This is a genomic window from Jiangella sp. DSM 45060, assembly GCF_900105175.1.
Classification (GTDB): Bacteria; Actinomycetota; Actinomycetes; order Jiangellales; family Jiangellaceae; genus Jiangella.
The window spans coordinates 269,932-286,032 of record NZ_LT629771.1; the positions used below are offsets into that span (position 1 = coordinate 269,932).

A 16,101-nucleotide genomic window follows, 5' to 3' on the forward strand; every position below is an offset into this window, starting at 1 on the left:
TGCGCGACACCTTCCGGCGAGCCCGCCGCTCCTGGCCGGTCGCCGTCGCGGTCCTCCACCCGGCCGCCACCCCCGGCCGCCGCCCCGCCTTCCGTCCGTGCCCGGCCCGCCGCTCCTGGCCGGTCGCCGTCGCGGCGACTCCAGGCCAGCCCGCCGCTCCTGGCCGGTCGCCGTCGCGGTCCTCCACCCGGCCGCCACCCCCGGCCGCCACCCCCGGCCGCCACCGCGCCTTCCGTCCGTCCTCGCCCGGCCCGCTGTGCCGCGCCGGCGGCGAGTGTCGGTGCCCGCCCGTAGGGTGGGAAGCCCTCCCGGCCGGGCGGGGTCCGTACTCGAGCGTTCGATGTGCGCGGCGCCTCCCGGCGGGGTGTCCGCCTCCGTCCCCCGGGAGTCGCCATGGAGTTGCTGACCGCGCGTGAGATCAAGGCCGAACTCCGGCGGCGAACGGTGGCGCTCGCCGCGCCGCCGCGGCCGCACACGCCCACCGGCGGCGTGGCTGTCGGCGTGTGCGTCGTCGGGCCCGCGACGTACGGCGTGGCGGTGCGCATGTTCGGGCCGTCCGAGCTGGCCGACGAGGTCGCGGCGGCCGGCCGCGCGCTGGCCGGCGACCAGTGCGACGTCCGCGACGTCGGGGTGGTGCGCGCGTCCCAGTGGGACCCTGCCGAGCTGCGGAAACGCCAGCGGCCGCTGCGTCCCGGCCTGTCCGTCTCGCACGCCGACGTCACGGCGGGCACCATTGGCGCGTTCGTCGTCGACGGGTCCGGCGCTGTGCTGGCGCTGTCGAACAACCACGTGCTCGCCGACTCCGGGCGCGGCGCCGCCGGCGACGTCGTCATGCAGCCGGGGGTGGCCGACGGCGGCAGCGCGGCCGCCGACCGCATCGGCATCCTCGACGGCGTCGTCGCGCTCGATCCCGTCGCGCCGAACCTCGTCGACGCCGCCACCGCGCGCCTCGACGACGTCGAGGTGTCCGCGCAGTACCCGGCCGGGTCGCTGGCCGGCTGGGTCGCCGTCACCGACGACGTCGAGGTCGAGAAGGCCGGCCGCACCACCGGGGTCACCAGGGGACGGGTCAGCGCCATCGAGATCGACGGCATCAGCGTCCAGTACCCCACCGGCGTCATCGACTTCGACGACCAGATCGAGGTCACCGGCGGCGGCCCCGAAGGCTTCTCCTCCGGCGGCGACAGCGGGTCGCTGGTCTACCGGCCCGACACCCGCGAGGCGGTCGGCCTGCTGTTCGCCGGCAGCGACACCGGCGGGCCCGACGGCCAGGGCCTCACCTACTGCAACCCCATCGGCGCCGTCCTCGACCGCCTCGGCGTCCGGCTCGTCTAGATAGCAGTGATGTCCGACGGCGCGCGCTCGGCCCGGGCGAGCGCCCGCAACACCGCCGGCGCACCGTGCTTGCGCGCCGACAGCGCCGTGAGCAGCGCGAACACCGGCGTCAGCGCGGCGTCGGGCAGCTCCGGGGTGTCGACGCCGACGCTGACGGCGAGGTCGTCGTCGTGGACGGCGATCTCCAGCAGCCGCGTCGTCAGGTAGTCGTCGAGGGTCAGCGACCAGCGGCCGGTCAGGTGGACGAGCCGCCCGGCCGGCTCCGCCGACAACGCCGCCCGAAGCGTGGCCAGCGCGGCCGCCGTCCGCTCCACCAGCGCCTCGGGGCCGTCGGCGGCGTTGGCGTCGCCGCCCGCGCGGATGGCGACGTTCGTCGCGGCGTCGACCCCGGTGCCGATCCAGGTGGCCCGGGTGTAGTGGTGGATCAGCGCCGCCGGCTCGTCGTCCGGCACCGGTGCGGCCAGCACGTCCGGCACCGCCAGAACCTGCCCGGCGAGGTGCCCGGCCAACCCGCCGACGGTGAACGCCTCGAGTGCGCTCGACTCGTCCCAGCGCGCAGCGACCGCAGGGTCGCCGAGCAGCTTGAGCGCCGCGCCCGCCGCGTCGAGATAGGCCTGCCGCACCGTCGTCATGCCGCCAGCCTACGGGCGGGCCGGAGGTGCGATGATCCCACCATGGCAGCACCCGAACCCTTCGACGCCGTCGACGTCATCCGGACCAAGCGCGACCGCGGCGAGCTGTCCGACGGGCAGATCGACTGGGTCGTCGACGCGTACACGCGCGGCGTCGTGGCCGATGAGCAGATGTCGGCGCTGGCGATGGCGATCCTGCTCAACGGCATGGCCCGGCGCGAGATCTCCCGCTGGACCGACGCGATGATCCGCACCGGCCGGCGCATGGACTGGTCCGCCGTCGAGCGGCGCACCACCGACAAGCACTCCACCGGCGGCGTCGGCGACAAGATCACGCTCCCGCTGGCGCCGACGGTGGCCGCGTGCGGCGCCGCCGTCCCGCAGCTGTCCGGCCGCGGCCTCGGCCACACCGGCGGCACGCTGGACAAGCTGGAGTCGATCCCGGGCTGGCGGGCGTCGCTGTCGGCGTCGGAGATGCTGGACGTGCTGCGGTCGACCGGCGCGGTGGTCTGCGCCGCCGGCGACGACCTCGCGCCGGCGGACAAGAAGCTGTACGCGCTGCGCGACGTCACCGGCACCGTCGAGGCGATCCCGCTGATCGCGTCGTCGATCATGAGCAAGAAGATCGCCGAGGGCACCGGCGCGCTCGTCCTCGACGTCAAGGTCGGGTCCGGCGCGTTCATGAAGGACGTCGCGTCGGCGCGCGAGCTGGCGTCGACCATGGTCGCGCTGGGCTCCGACGCCGGCGTGCGCACCGTCGCGCTGCTCACCAACATGGAGACGCCGCTCGGGCTGACGGCGGGCAACGCGCTGGAGGTGCGCGAGTCGGTCGAGGTGCTCGACGGCGGCGGCCCCGGCGACGTCGTCGAGCTGACCGTCACGCTGGCCCGCGAGATGCTGGCCGCGGCGGGGCTGACCGGCGGCAAGGACCCGGCCGACGCGCTGACGGACGGGTCGGCGATGGACGTGTGGCGGCGGATGATCTCCGCCCAGGGCGGCGACCCGGCCGCGCCGCTGCCGGTCGCGCGCGAGACGCACACCGTCCTCGCCCCCGCGTCCGGTGTCCTGACCGAGCTGGACGCCTACCAGGTGGGCGTCGCCGCGTGGCGGCTCGGTGCCGGGCGGGCGCGCAAGGACGAGTCCGTCCAGGCCGCCGCCGGTGTCGAGCTGCACGCCAAGCCCGGCGCCGTCGTCCGGGCCGGCGAGCCGCTGCTGACGCTGCACACCGACGAGCCGGCCCGGTTCGACCGCGCGCTCGCGGCGCTGGAGGGCGGCTACGTCATCGCGCCGGAGGGCAGCCGGCCCGATCTGCCGCCGCTGGTCATCGACCGCATCGGCTGACCGGTCTACGCTCGGCGCCATGGTGAGACTGATCGACGCGCCGGCCCGCATCCCGGTGCCCGGCGGCAAGGTCATCGACGAGTACGTCGGCCGCGTCGCGACCCAGAACGGCGCGGTCTCGGTGGCCCGCATGCAGGCGCCGCCCGGCTGGGACGAGCCGGCGCAGACGCCGGAGTTCGACGAGATCACGCTCGTCCTCAGCGGCAGCGTCGTCGTCGAGCACGACGGCGGCAGCGTGGAGGTCGCGGCCGGGCAGGCGCTGTTCACCGCGGCAGGCGAGCGCGTCCGTTACACCGCCGGCCCGTCCGGCGCCGAGTACGTCGCCGTCTGCCTGCCCGCGTTCGCGCCCGACCTGGCCGGTCGCGAGGACTGAGCCGGCGGGCTCCAGCTGTACCAGTACGGTTGGCGGATGGTGCCCGAACAGTTGATCGCCGGCCGTACGTCGCGGGCCATCGCCGACAGCGTCGAGGCGGCGGTCGAGGCCGGGCAGCTGGCCGAGTCCGAGCCGCTGCCGTCGGTGCGCGGCCTCGCGGCGCGCCTCGGCGTCAGCCCGACGACGGTCGCCGCGGCCTACCGTGACCTGCGGCTGCGCGGCGTCGTCACCAGCGAGGCCGGTCGCGTCACGCGGGTCGGCGTCCGGCCGGTCAGCCGGGCCCAGCAGTACGGTTCGGTCGGGCCCGGTGTCCGCGACCTCAGCGACGGCAACCCGGACCCCGAGATGCTGCCCGACATCGCCGCCATGCTGCGCCGGATGGAGCTGCCGCGGTTCCTGTACGGCGCGCCGGCGGTGCTGCCGGAGCTGGCCGAGATCGGCCAGGCCCAGTTCGCCGATCTCCCTGCCGTGTTGCGCACCAACGCCGGGCCGCTCGCCGTCGTCGGCGGTGCGATGGACGGCGTCGAGCGGGTGCTCGCGGCCCGGGCGCGGCCCAACGACCGGGTCGCCGTCGAGGATCCCGGCTATCCCGGCGTGCTGGAGCTGGTCCGGTCGATGGGCATGGTCCCGGTGGGCGTCGCGCTCGACGAGGACGGGCCGGTGCCGTCGTCGCTGGCGTCGGCGCTGGCCGGCGGGGTCGTCGCGTTCGTCGTCACGCCGCGGGCGCAGAACCCGACCGGCGCCGCCGTCGGACCCGACCGGGCGCGGGACCTGCGCAACGTCCTCTACGACCATCCGGACGTCGTCGTGATCGAGGACGACCACGCGTCGCTGATCGCCGGCGCCCCGCACGTCTCCATCTGCACGGGCCGCCCGTCGTGGGCGGTCGTGCGGACCACCAGCAAGGTGCTCGGGCCGGACCTGCGCACCGGGTTCCTGCTCGCCGACCCGCGCACCGCCCGCCGAGTGGCGGAGCGGCAGCTGGTCGGCGCTGGCTGGGTGAGTCACGTGCTGCAGCACCTGGTGGTGCGGCTGTGGTCCGACGACGACATCAGCACCGGCATGCGCCTGGCCGCCGACGTCTACGGCGCGCGGCGGCGGGCGCTGCTCAACGGCCTGGCCGAGCGGGGTGTGGCGGCGCGCGGGCGGTCGGGCCTGAACGTGTGGGTGCCGGTGCCGCACGAGGTCCCCGTCGTGCAGGCGCTGCAGAGCCGCGGGTGGGCGGTCCGGGCCGGCGAGCCGCACCGCATGCACAGCGAGCCGTTCATCCGCATCACCACGTCGACCCTCGCCGCCGGCGACGCGGACCGCCTCGCCGCCGACGTCGCCGCGGTGCTCGGCCGGTCGCAGCGGACGCGGCTGGCCTGAGCGGGGGTGTGGTTGGCCCGGACGGGCGTGGTTGACCGGGACGGGTGTGGTCGGGGCGGGGCGGACGCGGCTGGCCTGGGCGGGTGTGGTTGGGACGGGGCTGGCCTGGCAGGGCGTGGTTGGTTTGGGCGGCTGGAGTTGGGGCGGGGACGCGGCCGGATCCTTCTGCGCCGAACCGTTTGCCAGCCGGCGGCGGTAGGTCGCGTCGAACTCGCGGTAGGTATGACCCGCCCCTCTAGGGAGGGGGCCCACCCTACGGGCGGGCACTGACACTGTCCGCGGTCGCATCGCTGCGGCCCCGGCCTCGCGGGCGCTACGGCACGGACGTCCTGCGCTCGCGGGTGCTACGGCGCGGACGTCCTGGGCTCGCGGGTGCTACGGCGCGGACGTCCTGGGCTCGCGGGTGCTACGGCGCGGACGTCCTGGGCTCGCGGGTGCTACGGCGCGGACGTCCTGGGCTCGCGGGTGCTACGGCGCGGACGTCCTGGGCTCGCGGGTGCTACGGCGCGGACGTCCTGGGCTCGCGGGTGCTACGGCGCGGACGTCCTGGGCTCGCGGGTGCTACGGCGCGGACGTCCTGGGCTCGCGGGTGCTACGGCGCGGACGTCCTGCGCTCGCGGGCCGTGTGCGCCTGGGCGTCGGGGGCACGTGGTCGAGGCAGGGGGTCCTGCGCTCATGGGCGTCGTGGGTCGCGGCGTCAGGACGTCCCATCCTCGCCGAGGCGGAGGACGTCGGTCATGAGGGCGGCGACTTCGCGGTCGCGGCCGTGCGTGCTGGTGGCCAGCGTGGCCGCGACCCGGCGCTGCGTCTCGACCGGCTTGTTCTGGCTGAGCTTGAACGTGCTGCGGACGTCGGCGGCGGTCAGCTCGAACGCGACGATGCCGGCCAGCAGCTGGTCGACGTAGTCCAGCGACGGGGTCGGGTCCCAGCCGGTGCCGGCGTACGCCTCGGTCGCGTCGATGCTGGCCATGATGATCGCCAGCGCCTCGTCCCGATCGTCGACGACCCGGAGCGGGCCGCTGACGTGCACGGCGGCGTAGTTCCAGGTGGGGACGTTCGGGCGGTCGCCGTCGTACCAGGTGGGCGACACGTAGCCGTCCGGGCCGAGGAACACCGCGAGCGCCGAGCCCGCCGTCCGCAACGCCGCCGCCTGCGGGTTCACCTTCGCCAGGTGACCGACGATCGCGCCGCCGAGCAGCGGCTCGCCATCGGCCGGCGGACGGCCGTTGGGACCTGGCTTGCGCAGCATCGGCACGTGCGTCGCGACAGGCGGCGCCACAGCACCCGCCGCGGCATCGGCGGCGACGCCGGAGCCGCAGATGATGAGGCCGAACGGGTTCTCGCGGACCAACCGGCCCTCGCGGTCCGGCGAGTCGGCGCGGAAGTGCCGAGGCGTGTGCATGCGGCTCCCAACTGTACTGGTACGGTTGCTGCGACCGTAACGCAACAGTACGTGAACTGCCAGACTGTGCCCGCGACGGCGGACGACGTGGAGGTGCGGTGGAGCTCGACCTGCTGGTGACCGGCGCCCAGATCGTGACCATGGACGCAGCTCGGCCGGCCGCCTCGCGGCTCGGCGTCTGGCAGGGCCGCATCGCCGGGCTGGACGAGGAACTCGACGGGCTGCGGGCGCGGCGGACGGTCGATCTCGGCGGCGCGACCGTGCTGCCGGGCTTCGTCGACGCGCACAGTCATCTCGCGTGGACGGGCATGGCCGCCGGTCTGGTCGACCTGTCCGCGATGCGTACCCGCGACGCCGTGCTGGACGCGGTCCGGCGGGCGGCGGACGCGGTGCCCGGCGACGGCTGGGTCGACCTCGCCGGATACGACCAGCGTCCGCTCGGCGCGCACCTCACCCGCGACGATCTCGAGGCGGCCGCACCCGGCCGGCGGCTCTACGTCCGGCACACGTCCGGGCACGCCTGCCTGGTCTCCGACGCCGTCCTGGCCACCGTCACCGACGACGAGTTCGCGGCGCACGCGCCCGGCGTGGTCCGCGACGCCAGCGGCCGGCCGACCGGCCTGCTGGAGGAGGGCGCCATGGCGATCGCCCGCGCCCGCCGGCTGCCGTACACGCTGGACGAGATCGTCGCCGCTGTCGAGAGGGCCGGGCGCGAATGCCTGGCGCAGGGCATCACGACGGTCGCCGAGGCGGGCATCGTCACCGACCTCGCCGGTTCGTCGCCGGTCGAGCTGGCCGCGTACCAGGTCGCGCGCGAGCAGGGCCGGTTGCCGGTCCGCGTCCAGACGATGGTGCCGGCGGCCATGCTGCGGCCGTCCGGCGCGGCAGACGAGGACGGCATCGCGCGCGCCGTCGACCTCGGGCTGCGCACCGGGCTCGGCGACGACCGGCTGTCGATCGGCGCGCTGAAGCTGTGGCTGGACGGCGGCATGATGGCCCGCACCGCCGCCCTGACCGCGCCGTACCTCACGCCCGACGGCTCCGACGGCGGCAGCGGCCAGCTCGCGTTCGGCGACGACGAGCTGGCGGCGCTGATCCTCGACGCGCACCGAGCCGGCTGGCAGCTGGCCATCCACGCCATCGGCGACGCCGCCGTCGACCAGGCGATCGCCGTCGTCACCGCGGCGCAGGCGGCGCATCCGCGGCCCGGCGCCCGGCACCGCGTCGAGCACTGCGGACTGGTCCGCCCCGAGCAGCTGCCGCGGCTGGCGGCGGCCGGACTGACCGCCGTCGTCCAGCCGACGTTCCTGCACGCGTTCGGCGACGACTACTCGACGATCATGGGCCCCGAGCGCAGCGGCTGGATGTACCGCGGCCGGTCCTTCCTCGACCACGGCGTCCGCGTCGCCGGCAGCTCGGACCGTCCGGTGGCCGACGGCGCCCCGCTGCGGGCGATCCAGTTCATGGTCGAACGCACCAGCTCCGGCGGCGCCCCCGTCGGCCCGGACGAGGCCGTCACCGTCGACGAGGCGCTCGCCGCCTACACCACCGGCAGCGCCTACGCCTGCCGCGTCGACGACGTCGCCGGCAGCCTGGCGGCGGGCAAGCAGGCCGACCTCGTCGTGCTCGGCGCCGATCCGCGCGCCGTCGAACCGTCCGCCATCGCCGACGTCCCGGTCGTCGCGACGGTGCTCGGCGGCGAGGTCGTCCACGGGGCGATCTGAGGTCCGCTCCGGGTACCCCTTACGGGAGAGCCCCTACGCCCAGCGACGTAGGCCGCGATTCGGCTCCACGACCGATGTGCGGAGTCCGCCCGGCTGGAACCGTGGAGCCATGGTGTTCAGGACGCTGGCGACGGGCGCGTTCCTCGTCGGCGCTCCGACGCGCGACGATTCCGGCGCCGAGCCGGCGGAGTCGTCGTCGCCGGGAGCGGCCGACGGCGAGCGCGAGCCCGACGCCGTCGCGGGGAAGTGGCAGACCGGCAACTGAACGGGGACGACGAGAGCGCCGGGCTCGCGGGGGTCGAGCCCGGCGCTCTCGCCGGTTCAGGGGGTGTCAGCGCTCACTCGGCTCCAGCCGGGCCCCGAGCGCCTTGGCGCCGATCACCAGCACGGCCGCGGCCAGGATGATGTCCTTGAAGACGTACTGCGCCTCCAGCGTCGGCGTGCCGTCGGGGAACATGTCGCCGAAGAACAGCACGAGCGGCGACATCATCCCCAGCAGCGACCCCGACAACACCACCAGGCCGGTGCGCAGGAACACGCCGGTGATCAGCGTGAGCCCGATGAACGTCTCGATGACGGCGGTCAGCGTCACGGCGGTCTGCCCGTGCACCAACCCCAGCGTCAACGCGTCGACCGTGCGCATGACCAGCGGCTCCGCCGGGCTCGCGCCGGGGATGAACTTCAGTGCGCCGAACGCCAGCACGACGATGCCGAGGCTGACCTGGAGCGCCTGGATCCCATGCGCCGACAGCCACCGAGCGGCGACGGCGACCGGGTCGCGGCGGGCGGGAACGCCGGTGCTCTGACGGGCGGGGGCTGTGGTGGACATGATCTACCATCCTTCGTAGAGAGGGGTCCGCGGCTTGGACTGTCCTTCTCGGCGGACCGCCGGAGTTGCCGCTCCGGCGGTCCTTCACCGACTCCGTTGGGGGAGTGGCTTCACGCTACGAAGGCGACCGCTGCTCACACGTCGGCTCGGGGGCGTATCTCGCGTCTACGTACGTCGACGTACGGGATGCTGACGATCACCCAGGGGAGTGGGCGGGTGCGTGCCGGGTTCGGGGCGCGCCCGGGGTCTGGTGGCGTGTGGGCGGCGCGTGTGGCCGGGGTGTTGGGCGGCGCTCGTCGTCGGGGCGCCGCCGACGCGTGGCTGGGGTTGGGCCGGCGCTCGGTGGGATTCCGTGCGCCTCGGCCCGGCTCGGTCGCCGTCCTTGGCTGCCGTGTGGTCGGCCACGGGAGCGGGCGGGGTCGCGGCGAGTTTCCGTGGTTTTCGCGCTGGTAGGTATGACCCGCCCCTCTAGGGAGGGTGCCCACCCTGCGGGCGGGCACTGACAGGCGGGCACTGACGGGCGGGCACTGAGAGGGTGGGCGCTGAAGGGGTGGGCGCTGAAGGGGTGGGCGCTGACGGGCACGCGCGGCTCGAGGCGGCGGTCGAGGGAGAGCGCGGAGAGGCCGGAGGACCCGGGCGCTGCCTTCGCCCGGATCCTCCGGCCCTTTCTCCCCGTATCCCCGTCGTGCGGGTCCGCGAGGCACTCACCGAACGCCCCAATGCCGCATCAGCCGAACGGCCGACTGGACTTTCCCCTCATTCTCGACTTACCGCAGAATTGCAGCCGTGTGATTGCCCGGCCAACCCCAGAAGGCGTCAAGAACAATTCGGGCGAATTGCCGCCTATCGCCCCGGTGTCGCCGGAGGCGCCATCCTTCAATCGCCGGCGGCGTCGGGGAAGACGGCGGGGAGGCGGCCGGTGGCGCCGTCGGGAGCGAGCGGGACGATGCGCCGTCCTTCGCGGCGGATCGGGCGCGCCTCCCAGGCGTGGTCGACGGCGTTCCAGGTCAGGACGTACTCGGTGTCGCGGTGCAGCATCGGCCTCAACCTCCGGAACCTTCCGAGGAAACTCTCCGAACCCCGCCAGCCCCCAACGAACCCCCCGCAAGTCGAGCAAGAACCGAGAACCATGACCGGCGGGTTGCCGGGTTCGGGGTGGTCTTCCCGGCAACCCGCCTCAAGTCACGGCATCCATGAGCGGTGTCGAATCGGGAGAAAGGCACCGGCCATGACTCGTGTATCGATCATTTCGCCGGAATTGGGTGATCAGTAGGGCATCGAGGTGGGATCATCGGGGGAGGCAAGTGGGGAGGGTTCGGGATTCTCCGGATCACCTGACAGCAATACGCCGACAATGCCATTATGTTCCTCCCCACGTACGTGGAGACATCGTGCGCGAACCGAACGAGCACCTGCGACTGGCCCGCGAGAGCACGCCGTCAGCCGACGTGGCGGGGGCGGCGATGTCTCGTCAGGAGCTGGCCGACCGCGTCAACGCCCACCTGTTCGAGCGCACCGGCCGCCTGTACGAGCTGGACGACAACTACGTCGGCAAGCTCGAACGCGGCATCATCCGCTGGCCGCAGGCCGCCTACCGCGACGCGTTGCGGGCGGTGCTCGGCGCCGCGACCGACGCCGAGCTGGGCTTCGTCAACACCCGCCGGCTGCAGGCCGCACCCGTCCTGCAGCGGCCGGAGCAAGGCGCCGAACCGCTGGGCGGTGAACCGGACGTGAAGCGGCAGGAGTTCCTGCGGGCCGCCTTCGTCGGAGTCGGCGGCCTGCTGACGTCGCCGTCGACGCTGCTGGACCTGCTGGCGCCGCTGCGGCCGAGCGACGCGCCGAAGCGGGTGGGACGCAGCGAGATCGAGCAGGTCCGCGGCGCCGCCGACCTGCTGGTCAGCTGGGGGCACAGCCACGGCGGCGCCGGGGTGCGCGAGGCGGCGAACGCCCAGCTGCGGTGGTTCGGTCAGCTGCTGAACGCGCAGGCGACGCCCGAGGTGCGGGTGGAGCTGCACGAGGCGGTCGGGCTGCTCGGCCACGCCACCGCGCACATGGCCTTCGACGCGTGCGCGTACGACGACGCGCGGCAGATCTTCAAGTTCGCGCTCGCCTGCTCCGAGGAGGTCGGCAGCTGGCACCTGCGGGCGAAGGTGCTGTCGTCGCTGGCCCGGCAGGAGATCTGGCGCGGCGAGCCCGACCTCGGCCTGACGTACGCGGAGCTGGCGCTGGTCCGCGCCGACCGCCTCACAGCGACCGAACAGGCCATGCTGCACACCGCCCGCGCCCGCGCGCTCGCCAAGCTCGGCCGCTACCAGGACACCCTGCGCGCCGTCGGGCAGGCCGACGAGGCGTTCGCCGGCACGGCGCCGGACGGCGACCCGCCGTGGATGGGCTACTACGACGCCGCGCAGCACGCCGGCGACACCGGGCACGCGCTGTTCGACCTGACGGTGCAGGGTCACGACACCGAGGCGGCGCCGCGCCTGCTGGCCGCCGTCGACGGCCACACCGCCGGCTACGTCCGCTCCCGGGCGATGTCGCAGACCAAGCTCGCGTCGCTGACGATGGCCGTCGGCGACCCCGGCGAGGCCGCCCGCATCGGGCTGGCCGCCGTCGACGACGCAGGGCGGCTGCACTCGCGCCGGGCCGCGATGGACCTCGCCGAACTGCGCACCTACGCCGCGCGGCACGCCGGCGTCCCCGAGGTGGCCGAGCTGCGACACCGGGTCACCACCGCTCTGGCGTCGTGACGGCCGACGACACCCACCGCGTTCTGCACCACGCCTGCCTCCGCGCCGGACTCGACCCGGCGCCGGCCGAGCTGATCCGGCGCGCCGAGAACGCCGTCTACCGGCTGCCCGGCGAGGTCGTCGCCCGCGTCGGACGGTCCGGCCAGGCCGCCGCGGCGGGCAAGGAGGTCCGCGTCGCGCACTGGCTGGAGGACGCGGGACTGGCCGCCGTCCGCGCCCTCCCCGGCGTCGACCAGCCGGTCGACGTCGACGGAGTGCCGGTGACGTTCTGGCGGGCGCTCCCGCCGCACCAGGAGGCCGCGGACCCGCAGCTGGCCGCCGTCCTGCGCCGGTTGCACGCGCTTGACCCGCCGGACGAGTTCGCGCTGCCGGAGCTGGCGCCGTTCGTGCGGATCCGGGACCGGATCGAGGCGGCGCCGACGGTGCCGGCGGCGGACCGCGCGTGGCTGCTCGGGTACCTCGCCGACCTCGAGGACCGACTGGCCGAGCTGCCCGAGGGCCTCGCCGCCGCCGTCGTCCACGGCGACGCGTGGACGGGGAACGTGGTGGCCGACGACGACGGCACCGTCTGGCTGCTGGACCTCGAGCGGTTCGCCGTCGGCCCGCCGGAGTGGGACCTGGTGTCGACGGCGGTCCGCCTGACGTCGTTCGGGACGCTCGACGCCGCCGGGTACGCGCGGTTCTGCGCCGCCTACGGCCACGACGTCACCGGCTGGGCCGGGTACGAGACGCTGCGCGACATCCGCGAGCTGCGCGCCTGCTCGTACATGCTGCAGCACGCATGGCGCGGCGACGCCGCCCGCGCCGAGGCCGAACGCCGGGTCGGCTGCCTGCGCGGACGGTGCGGCGACCGGCCGTGGCTGTGGCGGCGGGTGTTCTGAACCCGCGATCATAGCAGCCGGGTCAGCAGACCGTGGGCGAACGCGTCCTCGGCCGAGAGCACGCGCCCGGCGCGCAGGGCCGCACGGACGGCGTCGGTGTCGCGGCCGGTCGTGGCGGCGATCAGGTCGCACACGCGCTCGACCTGCCGTTCGTACTGGTCAGCCTCGACGGCGAGCTGCGCGGCGGTGCCCGCCGCCTCGGCGCGCGGCAGCGACAGCACCAGCGTGGCGCCGCGGTGCGCGGCACGGTCCTGGGCGGCGCAGAGGACCGCGACGACCGGTCCGCGCAGCGTCCCGTGGACCACCGCGTGCACCGGCGCGGCGAGCATGCTCACGGTGCCGGCCAGCGCGAGTGACGCGTCCAGCTCGCTGTCGCGGCAGGACAGGTGCAGTTCGACGGGTCGCGGGTCGCGCCGTCCGAGCAGCAGGAGTTGCGCCGCCGTGTGGTTGGCGAGCGCCGAGTCCAGCCGCCCGCCGGCGTGCACGATGCGCTCGTCCAACAGCCGGTCGACGATGTCGCGCTCGTACGGGGCCAGGTGCCACTCCTCCCAGCCAGGGAGGACCGGCTGCGCCGGCTGCCATGGCGTGCCGGGCCGGAACGGCGGCGGCACCTCGGGCGGAACGGGCGGCCAGACAGCCGCGGGGGTGCGGGACATGAGAACTCCTCCCACGAGGTGGTGCTCCTGCCAGCATGCACCTTTCCGGACCCGGATCGTCCGGAACCGGGGCTACGGTGCTGCGCATGGCCGAGTTCGAGGACGAGGACCTGAGCGGCGCCCGGTTCCAGCGGGTGACGCTCGCCGACGCGCGGTTGCGTGACGTCAACCTGTACCGGGCGGTGATGCGTGGCGTGGAGCTGGTCGATGCCGACATCAGCGGCGACATCACCGGTCTCAGGATCAACGGCGTCGAGGTCGCGCCGTTGGTCGAGGCCGAGCTGGACCGGCGCGATCCCGAGCGCGTCAAGATGCGGCCCACCGACCCGGACGGCTTCCGGGCGGCCCATGACCTGCTGGAGCGGCTCTGGGGCGAGACCGTAGCGCGGGCCCGGCGGCTGGATCCGGCGCTGCTGCACGAGTCGGTGGACGACGAGTGGTCGTTCATCCAGACGCTGCGGCACCTGGTGTTCGTCACGGACTCGTGGGTACGGCGGGCGATCCTCGGCGAGCCGGCGCCGTGGCATCCGCTGGCGCTGCCGTGGGACACGATGCCCGACTACCCAGGCGTCCCCTGGGACCGCGCCGCGCGCCCGTCGCTGGACGAGGTCCTGGACCTGGTCCGCGACCGGCGGGCGATCGTCCGCACGGTGCTCGCGGAGCTGACGGAGGGCCAGCTGGCCACGGACACGACGCCGGCCGACGGGCCGGGCTGGCCGCCGTCGCGCTCCTACCCCGTGCGCGACTGCCTGCTGACCCTGCTCAACGAGGAGTGGCAGCATCGCCTCTACGCCGAGCGCGACCTCGCGGTGCTGGAGACGCGCTGACGGCCGGCCGGGGACGGCGTCACGTGTCGTCGCTGAAGCTCCCTCCGAAGATGTCGGAGTTGCCGAACGTCGGCGGGCACTGGGTGTTCGGGCCCGGCCGCAGCGCGTCGGAATGGGCGTTGGGCAACTCCGCGGCCGCCGCCCGATCGGCCGGCCGGTCGCCGACGATGGGCTCGGTCCCGCCGCCCAGGACGTCCTCCACGAAGGCCTGCCGGTAGACGTTGATGGCCGCGCACACCGCGCCGTCGCGCATGTCGTTCCAGACCAGTGAGCCGTAGTCGCGAGTCGCCACGGCGTAGTTGTAGTCGCCGAGGAACTCCGACGTCAGAGCGTTCGCCGACGACGCGCGACCGTCGCCGACGGCGCCCCGCAGCAACGTCGTCCAGGCTCCGACAGCCCCGGTCGCCGGGTTGACGTCGGCGTGCCGCACGACTCCGAGCACACGCCGCGGCGACGTGGTGTCGGTACGCCACGGATCGAGCCAGGCGTTGTACACCAGCCAGGCGTCCGTCCCGTCCGGCGAGATCGCGATGGCCGGGAAGTTCGCCCGGTCGGCGCCGTCGTTCGCGTTCATCGGCGCGGAGTAGCTGTCGCCGCCGTTGGTGCTGCTGACGACGAAGGCGCGCTCCTGGTTCACGCCGACGCGGTCGTCGGACCAGGTGATGAGGATCTGGTCGGTGGCGTCGGCTCCGGACGGCGCGCCGTTGGCGATGTCGATGCTCGGGAACGTGTTCGTCCGCGCACCCGCGATCCCGTCGATGGTGAAGCGCCCCTGCGCCGGGTCGAACTGGCCGATGCCGGCCAGCGGCCGCACGATCGCGCGCGGCCGCTCGAAACTGGCACCGCCGTCGAAGGAGCGGGCCTGGAAGAACACGCCCTCCCGGGTCCGGACGTCCGTCCCGATCCAGACCACGTGGACCACGCCGGTGCTGTCGGTCCGGATCGCGCAACCCTGGCGCCCGCCGGTCTGCGGGTTGTTCGTGGCCGGGCTCAGCTGCCGGGTGCGCCACGTGTCGCCGCCGTCGGTCGAGCGGGCGAACAGCACGGGCTCCGCGCCACCCGCGCCGCGGAAGCCGACGTTGCAGACGTAGGCGTTGCCGAAGTGCGGGCTCGATTCCGCGTTGTCGGCCCAGACCTGCTCCTTGTCGCTGAACAGCGCCGAGTTCTGCCGGGTGACGACGACGGGATCCATCCAGGCGTCGTTGTCGCCCGCGATCGCGCCGGCGAGGTCGTCGGTGCGCGAGACGGCGATGGCGGCGGCGCCGCGGAAGCCCGGGTCGCCCGGGAACGGCGTGGCGATGTTCGTGTAGTACAGTCGCTGGCCGTTCGCCCAGGAGAAGTCGCCGTCAGCGCCGGGCACCGGGCCGAACGCCAGCTCCGGGTCGCCGTTGGAGACCATCCCGTTCTCGGCGTAGTTCGGCAGCGTGCCGATCGGCCCGTCGGGGTCGGGCACGCATCCCGTGTCGGTGGGCGGCGGCACGCCCGGAGCGAGGTCCGGCAGGCCGAGGCAGCTCGGCGTGACGCGGGCGGAGAAGCCGGTGTACGTCGGCTGCACCCAGGTACGGCCGGCGTCCGTGGAGAACTGGACGCCGGACAGGCCGACGCCGGGCGTGAACGGGCACGTGCGGTCGTCGCCGGCGTTGCACGCCTCCATGTCGATGTTGTCGTTCGCGCCGGCCGCCAGGATGTTCGGCTGGACCGGGTTGACGGCGAGGCCGGGCTCGTTCTGCTTGTTCTGCGAGAACAGCTGGTCGTTGCTTCCCACGGTGACTTCGGTGGAACCACCGGGTGTCAGCGGGGCCGCTGCGGCGATCCCTGCGACGAGGACGGTGCTGAGGGCCGCGGTGATCACCGCGGCGGGTCGCCTGATGCGCATGACGTCTCCTCGTGTGGCGGAAAGTCTGCGCGGCGCGCCGCATCAGGTGACCAGGCCCCCGAGGCGTCCGGTACCCCGGACGCGGTGGTCGCATCTGCACACTTCAC

The 16,101-nt window shown here is 74.4% G+C and carries 15 protein-coding genes; 9 read left to right on the forward strand and 6 right to left on the reverse strand.

What is annotated here, in order from left to right; all coding sequences use genetic code 11:
- Nucleotides 1-393: 393 nt before the first annotated feature.
- Complete coding sequence (locus BLU82_RS01335) at nucleotides 394-1,335, forward strand: hypothetical protein (protein WP_092614556.1); 942 nt, start codon at nucleotides 394-396, stop codon at nucleotides 1,333-1,335.
- Here BLU82_RS01335 and BLU82_RS01340 read toward each other — a convergent pair.
- Entirely contained in the window at nucleotides 1,332-1,967 is a 636-nt protein-coding gene (locus BLU82_RS01340; RefSeq protein WP_092614559.1) for a maleylpyruvate isomerase N-terminal domain-containing protein, read from the reverse strand. The genes BLU82_RS01335 and BLU82_RS01340 overlap by 4 nt on opposite strands.
- A 42-nt stretch (nucleotides 1,968-2,009) precedes the next feature.
- On the opposite strand from BLU82_RS01340, the gene BLU82_RS01345 reads away from it, so the two are divergent.
- The 3 genes from BLU82_RS01345 to BLU82_RS01355 are packed head-to-tail and all read left to right on the forward strand — an operon-like array spanning nucleotide 2,010 to nucleotide 5,049.
- A complete protein-coding gene (locus tag BLU82_RS01345; protein ID WP_092614563.1) occupies nucleotides 2,010-3,308 on the forward strand; it encodes a thymidine phosphorylase in 1,299 nt (432 codons plus the stop codon).
- 19 nt (nucleotides 3,309-3,327) lie between these two features.
- Entirely contained in the window at nucleotides 3,328-3,681 is a 354-nt protein-coding gene (locus BLU82_RS01350; RefSeq protein WP_092614566.1) for a cupin, read from the forward strand.
- Nucleotides 3,682-3,717: 36 nt separating this feature from the next.
- Complete coding sequence (locus BLU82_RS01355; protein WP_092614569.1) at nucleotides 3,718-5,049, forward strand: aminotransferase class I/II-fold pyridoxal phosphate-dependent enzyme; 1,332 nt, start codon at nucleotides 3,718-3,720, stop codon at nucleotides 5,047-5,049.
- 697 nt (nucleotides 5,050-5,746) lie between these two features.
- Here the strand turns inward: BLU82_RS01355 and BLU82_RS01360 are convergent.
- Nucleotides 5,747-6,451: an FMN-binding negative transcriptional regulator gene (locus BLU82_RS01360; RefSeq protein ID WP_092614572.1), complete on the reverse strand. Its 705-nt coding sequence runs from the start codon at nucleotides 6,449-6,451 to the stop codon at nucleotides 5,747-5,749.
- A gap of 140 nt (nucleotides 6,452-6,591) precedes the next feature.
- Between BLU82_RS01360 and BLU82_RS01365 the strand changes: the two genes are divergently transcribed.
- Both BLU82_RS01365 and BLU82_RS33905 read left to right on the forward strand, forming a co-directional pair.
- The gene (locus BLU82_RS01365) at nucleotides 6,592-8,175 is read left to right on the forward strand and encodes an amidohydrolase (protein WP_092625282.1); all 1,584 of its coding nucleotides are present in this window, start codon (nucleotides 6,592-6,594) and stop codon (nucleotides 8,173-8,175) included.
- A 109-nt stretch (nucleotides 8,176-8,284) separates the two neighbouring features.
- On the forward strand, nucleotides 8,285-8,440 hold the full coding sequence (locus BLU82_RS33905) for a hypothetical protein (RefSeq protein ID WP_157740456.1): 156 nt from the start codon (nucleotides 8,285-8,287) through the stop codon (nucleotides 8,438-8,440).
- Nucleotides 8,441-8,506: 66 nt separating this feature from the next.
- On the opposite strand, the gene BLU82_RS01370 is transcribed toward BLU82_RS33905, so the two are convergent.
- Together BLU82_RS01370 and BLU82_RS33910 are read right to left on the reverse strand one after the other, a co-directional pair.
- Nucleotides 8,507-9,004 (reverse strand): DoxX family protein, encoded by a 498-nt coding sequence (locus BLU82_RS01370; protein WP_092614575.1) that lies wholly within the window; start codon nucleotides 9,002-9,004, stop codon nucleotides 8,507-8,509.
- 876 nt (nucleotides 9,005-9,880) lie between these two features.
- On the reverse strand, nucleotides 9,881-10,042 hold the full coding sequence (locus tag BLU82_RS33910; RefSeq protein ID WP_157740457.1) for a hypothetical protein: 162 nt from the start codon (nucleotides 10,040-10,042) through the stop codon (nucleotides 9,881-9,883).
- A gap of 353 nt (nucleotides 10,043-10,395) precedes the next feature.
- Between BLU82_RS33910 and BLU82_RS01375 the strand changes: the two genes are divergently transcribed.
- Together BLU82_RS01375 and BLU82_RS01380 are read left to right on the forward strand one after the other, a co-directional pair.
- Nucleotides 10,396-11,754 (forward strand): hypothetical protein, encoded by a 1,359-nt coding sequence (locus BLU82_RS01375; protein ID WP_197682667.1) that lies wholly within the window; start codon nucleotides 10,396-10,398, stop codon nucleotides 11,752-11,754.
- Nucleotides 11,751-12,635, forward strand: coding sequence for a phosphotransferase family protein (locus BLU82_RS01380; protein ID WP_092614578.1), 885 nt, complete (start codon nucleotides 11,751-11,753; stop codon nucleotides 12,633-12,635). Before BLU82_RS01375 ends, BLU82_RS01380 begins: the two co-directional genes overlap by 4 nt.
- Before the next feature lie 8 nt (nucleotides 12,636-12,643).
- On the opposite strand, the gene BLU82_RS01385 is transcribed toward BLU82_RS01380, so the two are convergent.
- A complete protein-coding gene (locus tag BLU82_RS01385; RefSeq protein ID WP_092614581.1) occupies nucleotides 12,644-13,291 on the reverse strand; it encodes an ATP-dependent Clp protease proteolytic subunit in 648 nt (215 codons plus the stop codon).
- A gap of 86 nt (nucleotides 13,292-13,377) precedes the next feature.
- Between BLU82_RS01385 and BLU82_RS01390 the strand changes: the two genes are divergently transcribed.
- Nucleotides 13,378-14,118 carry a DinB family protein gene (locus tag BLU82_RS01390; RefSeq protein ID WP_092625286.1) on the forward strand — a complete coding sequence of 247 codons (741 nt, stop codon included), beginning with the start codon at nucleotides 13,378-13,380 and terminating at the stop codon, nucleotides 14,116-14,118.
- Nucleotides 14,119-14,137: 19 nt separating this feature from the next.
- On the opposite strand, the gene BLU82_RS01395 is transcribed toward BLU82_RS01390, so the two are convergent.
- Nucleotides 14,138-15,994, reverse strand: coding sequence for a hypothetical protein (locus BLU82_RS01395; protein WP_092614584.1), 1,857 nt, complete (start codon nucleotides 15,992-15,994; stop codon nucleotides 14,138-14,140).
- Nucleotides 15,995-16,101: the final 107 nt, after the last annotated feature.

Excerpts from the sequence above, each read along its gene's own strand:
- BLU82_RS01370 (WP_092614575.1), bottom strand. The coding sequence starts at position 9,004 with ATGTCCACCACAGCCCCCGCCCGTCAGAGCACCGGCGTTCCCGCCCGC.
- BLU82_RS01390 (WP_092625286.1), top strand. The coding sequence starts at position 13,378 with ATGGCCGAGTTCGAGGACGAGGACCTGAGCGGCGCCCGGTTCCAGCGG.
- BLU82_RS01340 (WP_092614559.1), bottom strand. The coding sequence starts at position 1,967 with ATGACGACGGTGCGGCAGGCCTATCTCGACGCGGCGGGCGCGGCGCTC.
- BLU82_RS01365 (WP_092625282.1), top strand. The coding sequence starts at position 6,592 with ATGGACGCAGCTCGGCCGGCCGCCTCGCGGCTCGGCGTCTGGCAGGGC.
- BLU82_RS01360 (WP_092614572.1), bottom strand. The coding sequence starts at position 6,451 with ATGCACACGCCTCGGCACTTCCGCGCCGACTCGCCGGACCGCGAGGGC.
- BLU82_RS01385 (WP_092614581.1), bottom strand. The coding sequence starts at position 13,291 with ATGTCCCGCACCCCCGCGGCTGTCTGGCCGCCCGTTCCGCCCGAGGTG.
- BLU82_RS33905 (WP_157740456.1), top strand. The coding sequence starts at position 8,285 with ATGGTGTTCAGGACGCTGGCGACGGGCGCGTTCCTCGTCGGCGCTCCG.
- BLU82_RS01335 (WP_092614556.1), top strand. The coding sequence starts at position 394 with ATGGAGTTGCTGACCGCGCGTGAGATCAAGGCCGAACTCCGGCGGCGA.
- BLU82_RS01355 (WP_092614569.1), top strand. The coding sequence starts at position 3,718 with ATGGTGCCCGAACAGTTGATCGCCGGCCGTACGTCGCGGGCCATCGCC.
- BLU82_RS01395 (WP_092614584.1), bottom strand. The coding sequence starts at position 15,994 with ATGCGCATCAGGCGACCCGCCGCGGTGATCACCGCGGCCCTCAGCACC.
- BLU82_RS01350 (WP_092614566.1), top strand. The coding sequence starts at position 3,328 with ATGGTGAGACTGATCGACGCGCCGGCCCGCATCCCGGTGCCCGGCGGC.
- BLU82_RS01345 (WP_092614563.1), top strand. The coding sequence starts at position 2,010 with ATGGCAGCACCCGAACCCTTCGACGCCGTCGACGTCATCCGGACCAAG.
- BLU82_RS33910 (WP_157740457.1), bottom strand. The coding sequence starts at position 10,042 with ATGCTGCACCGCGACACCGAGTACGTCCTGACCTGGAACGCCGTCGAC.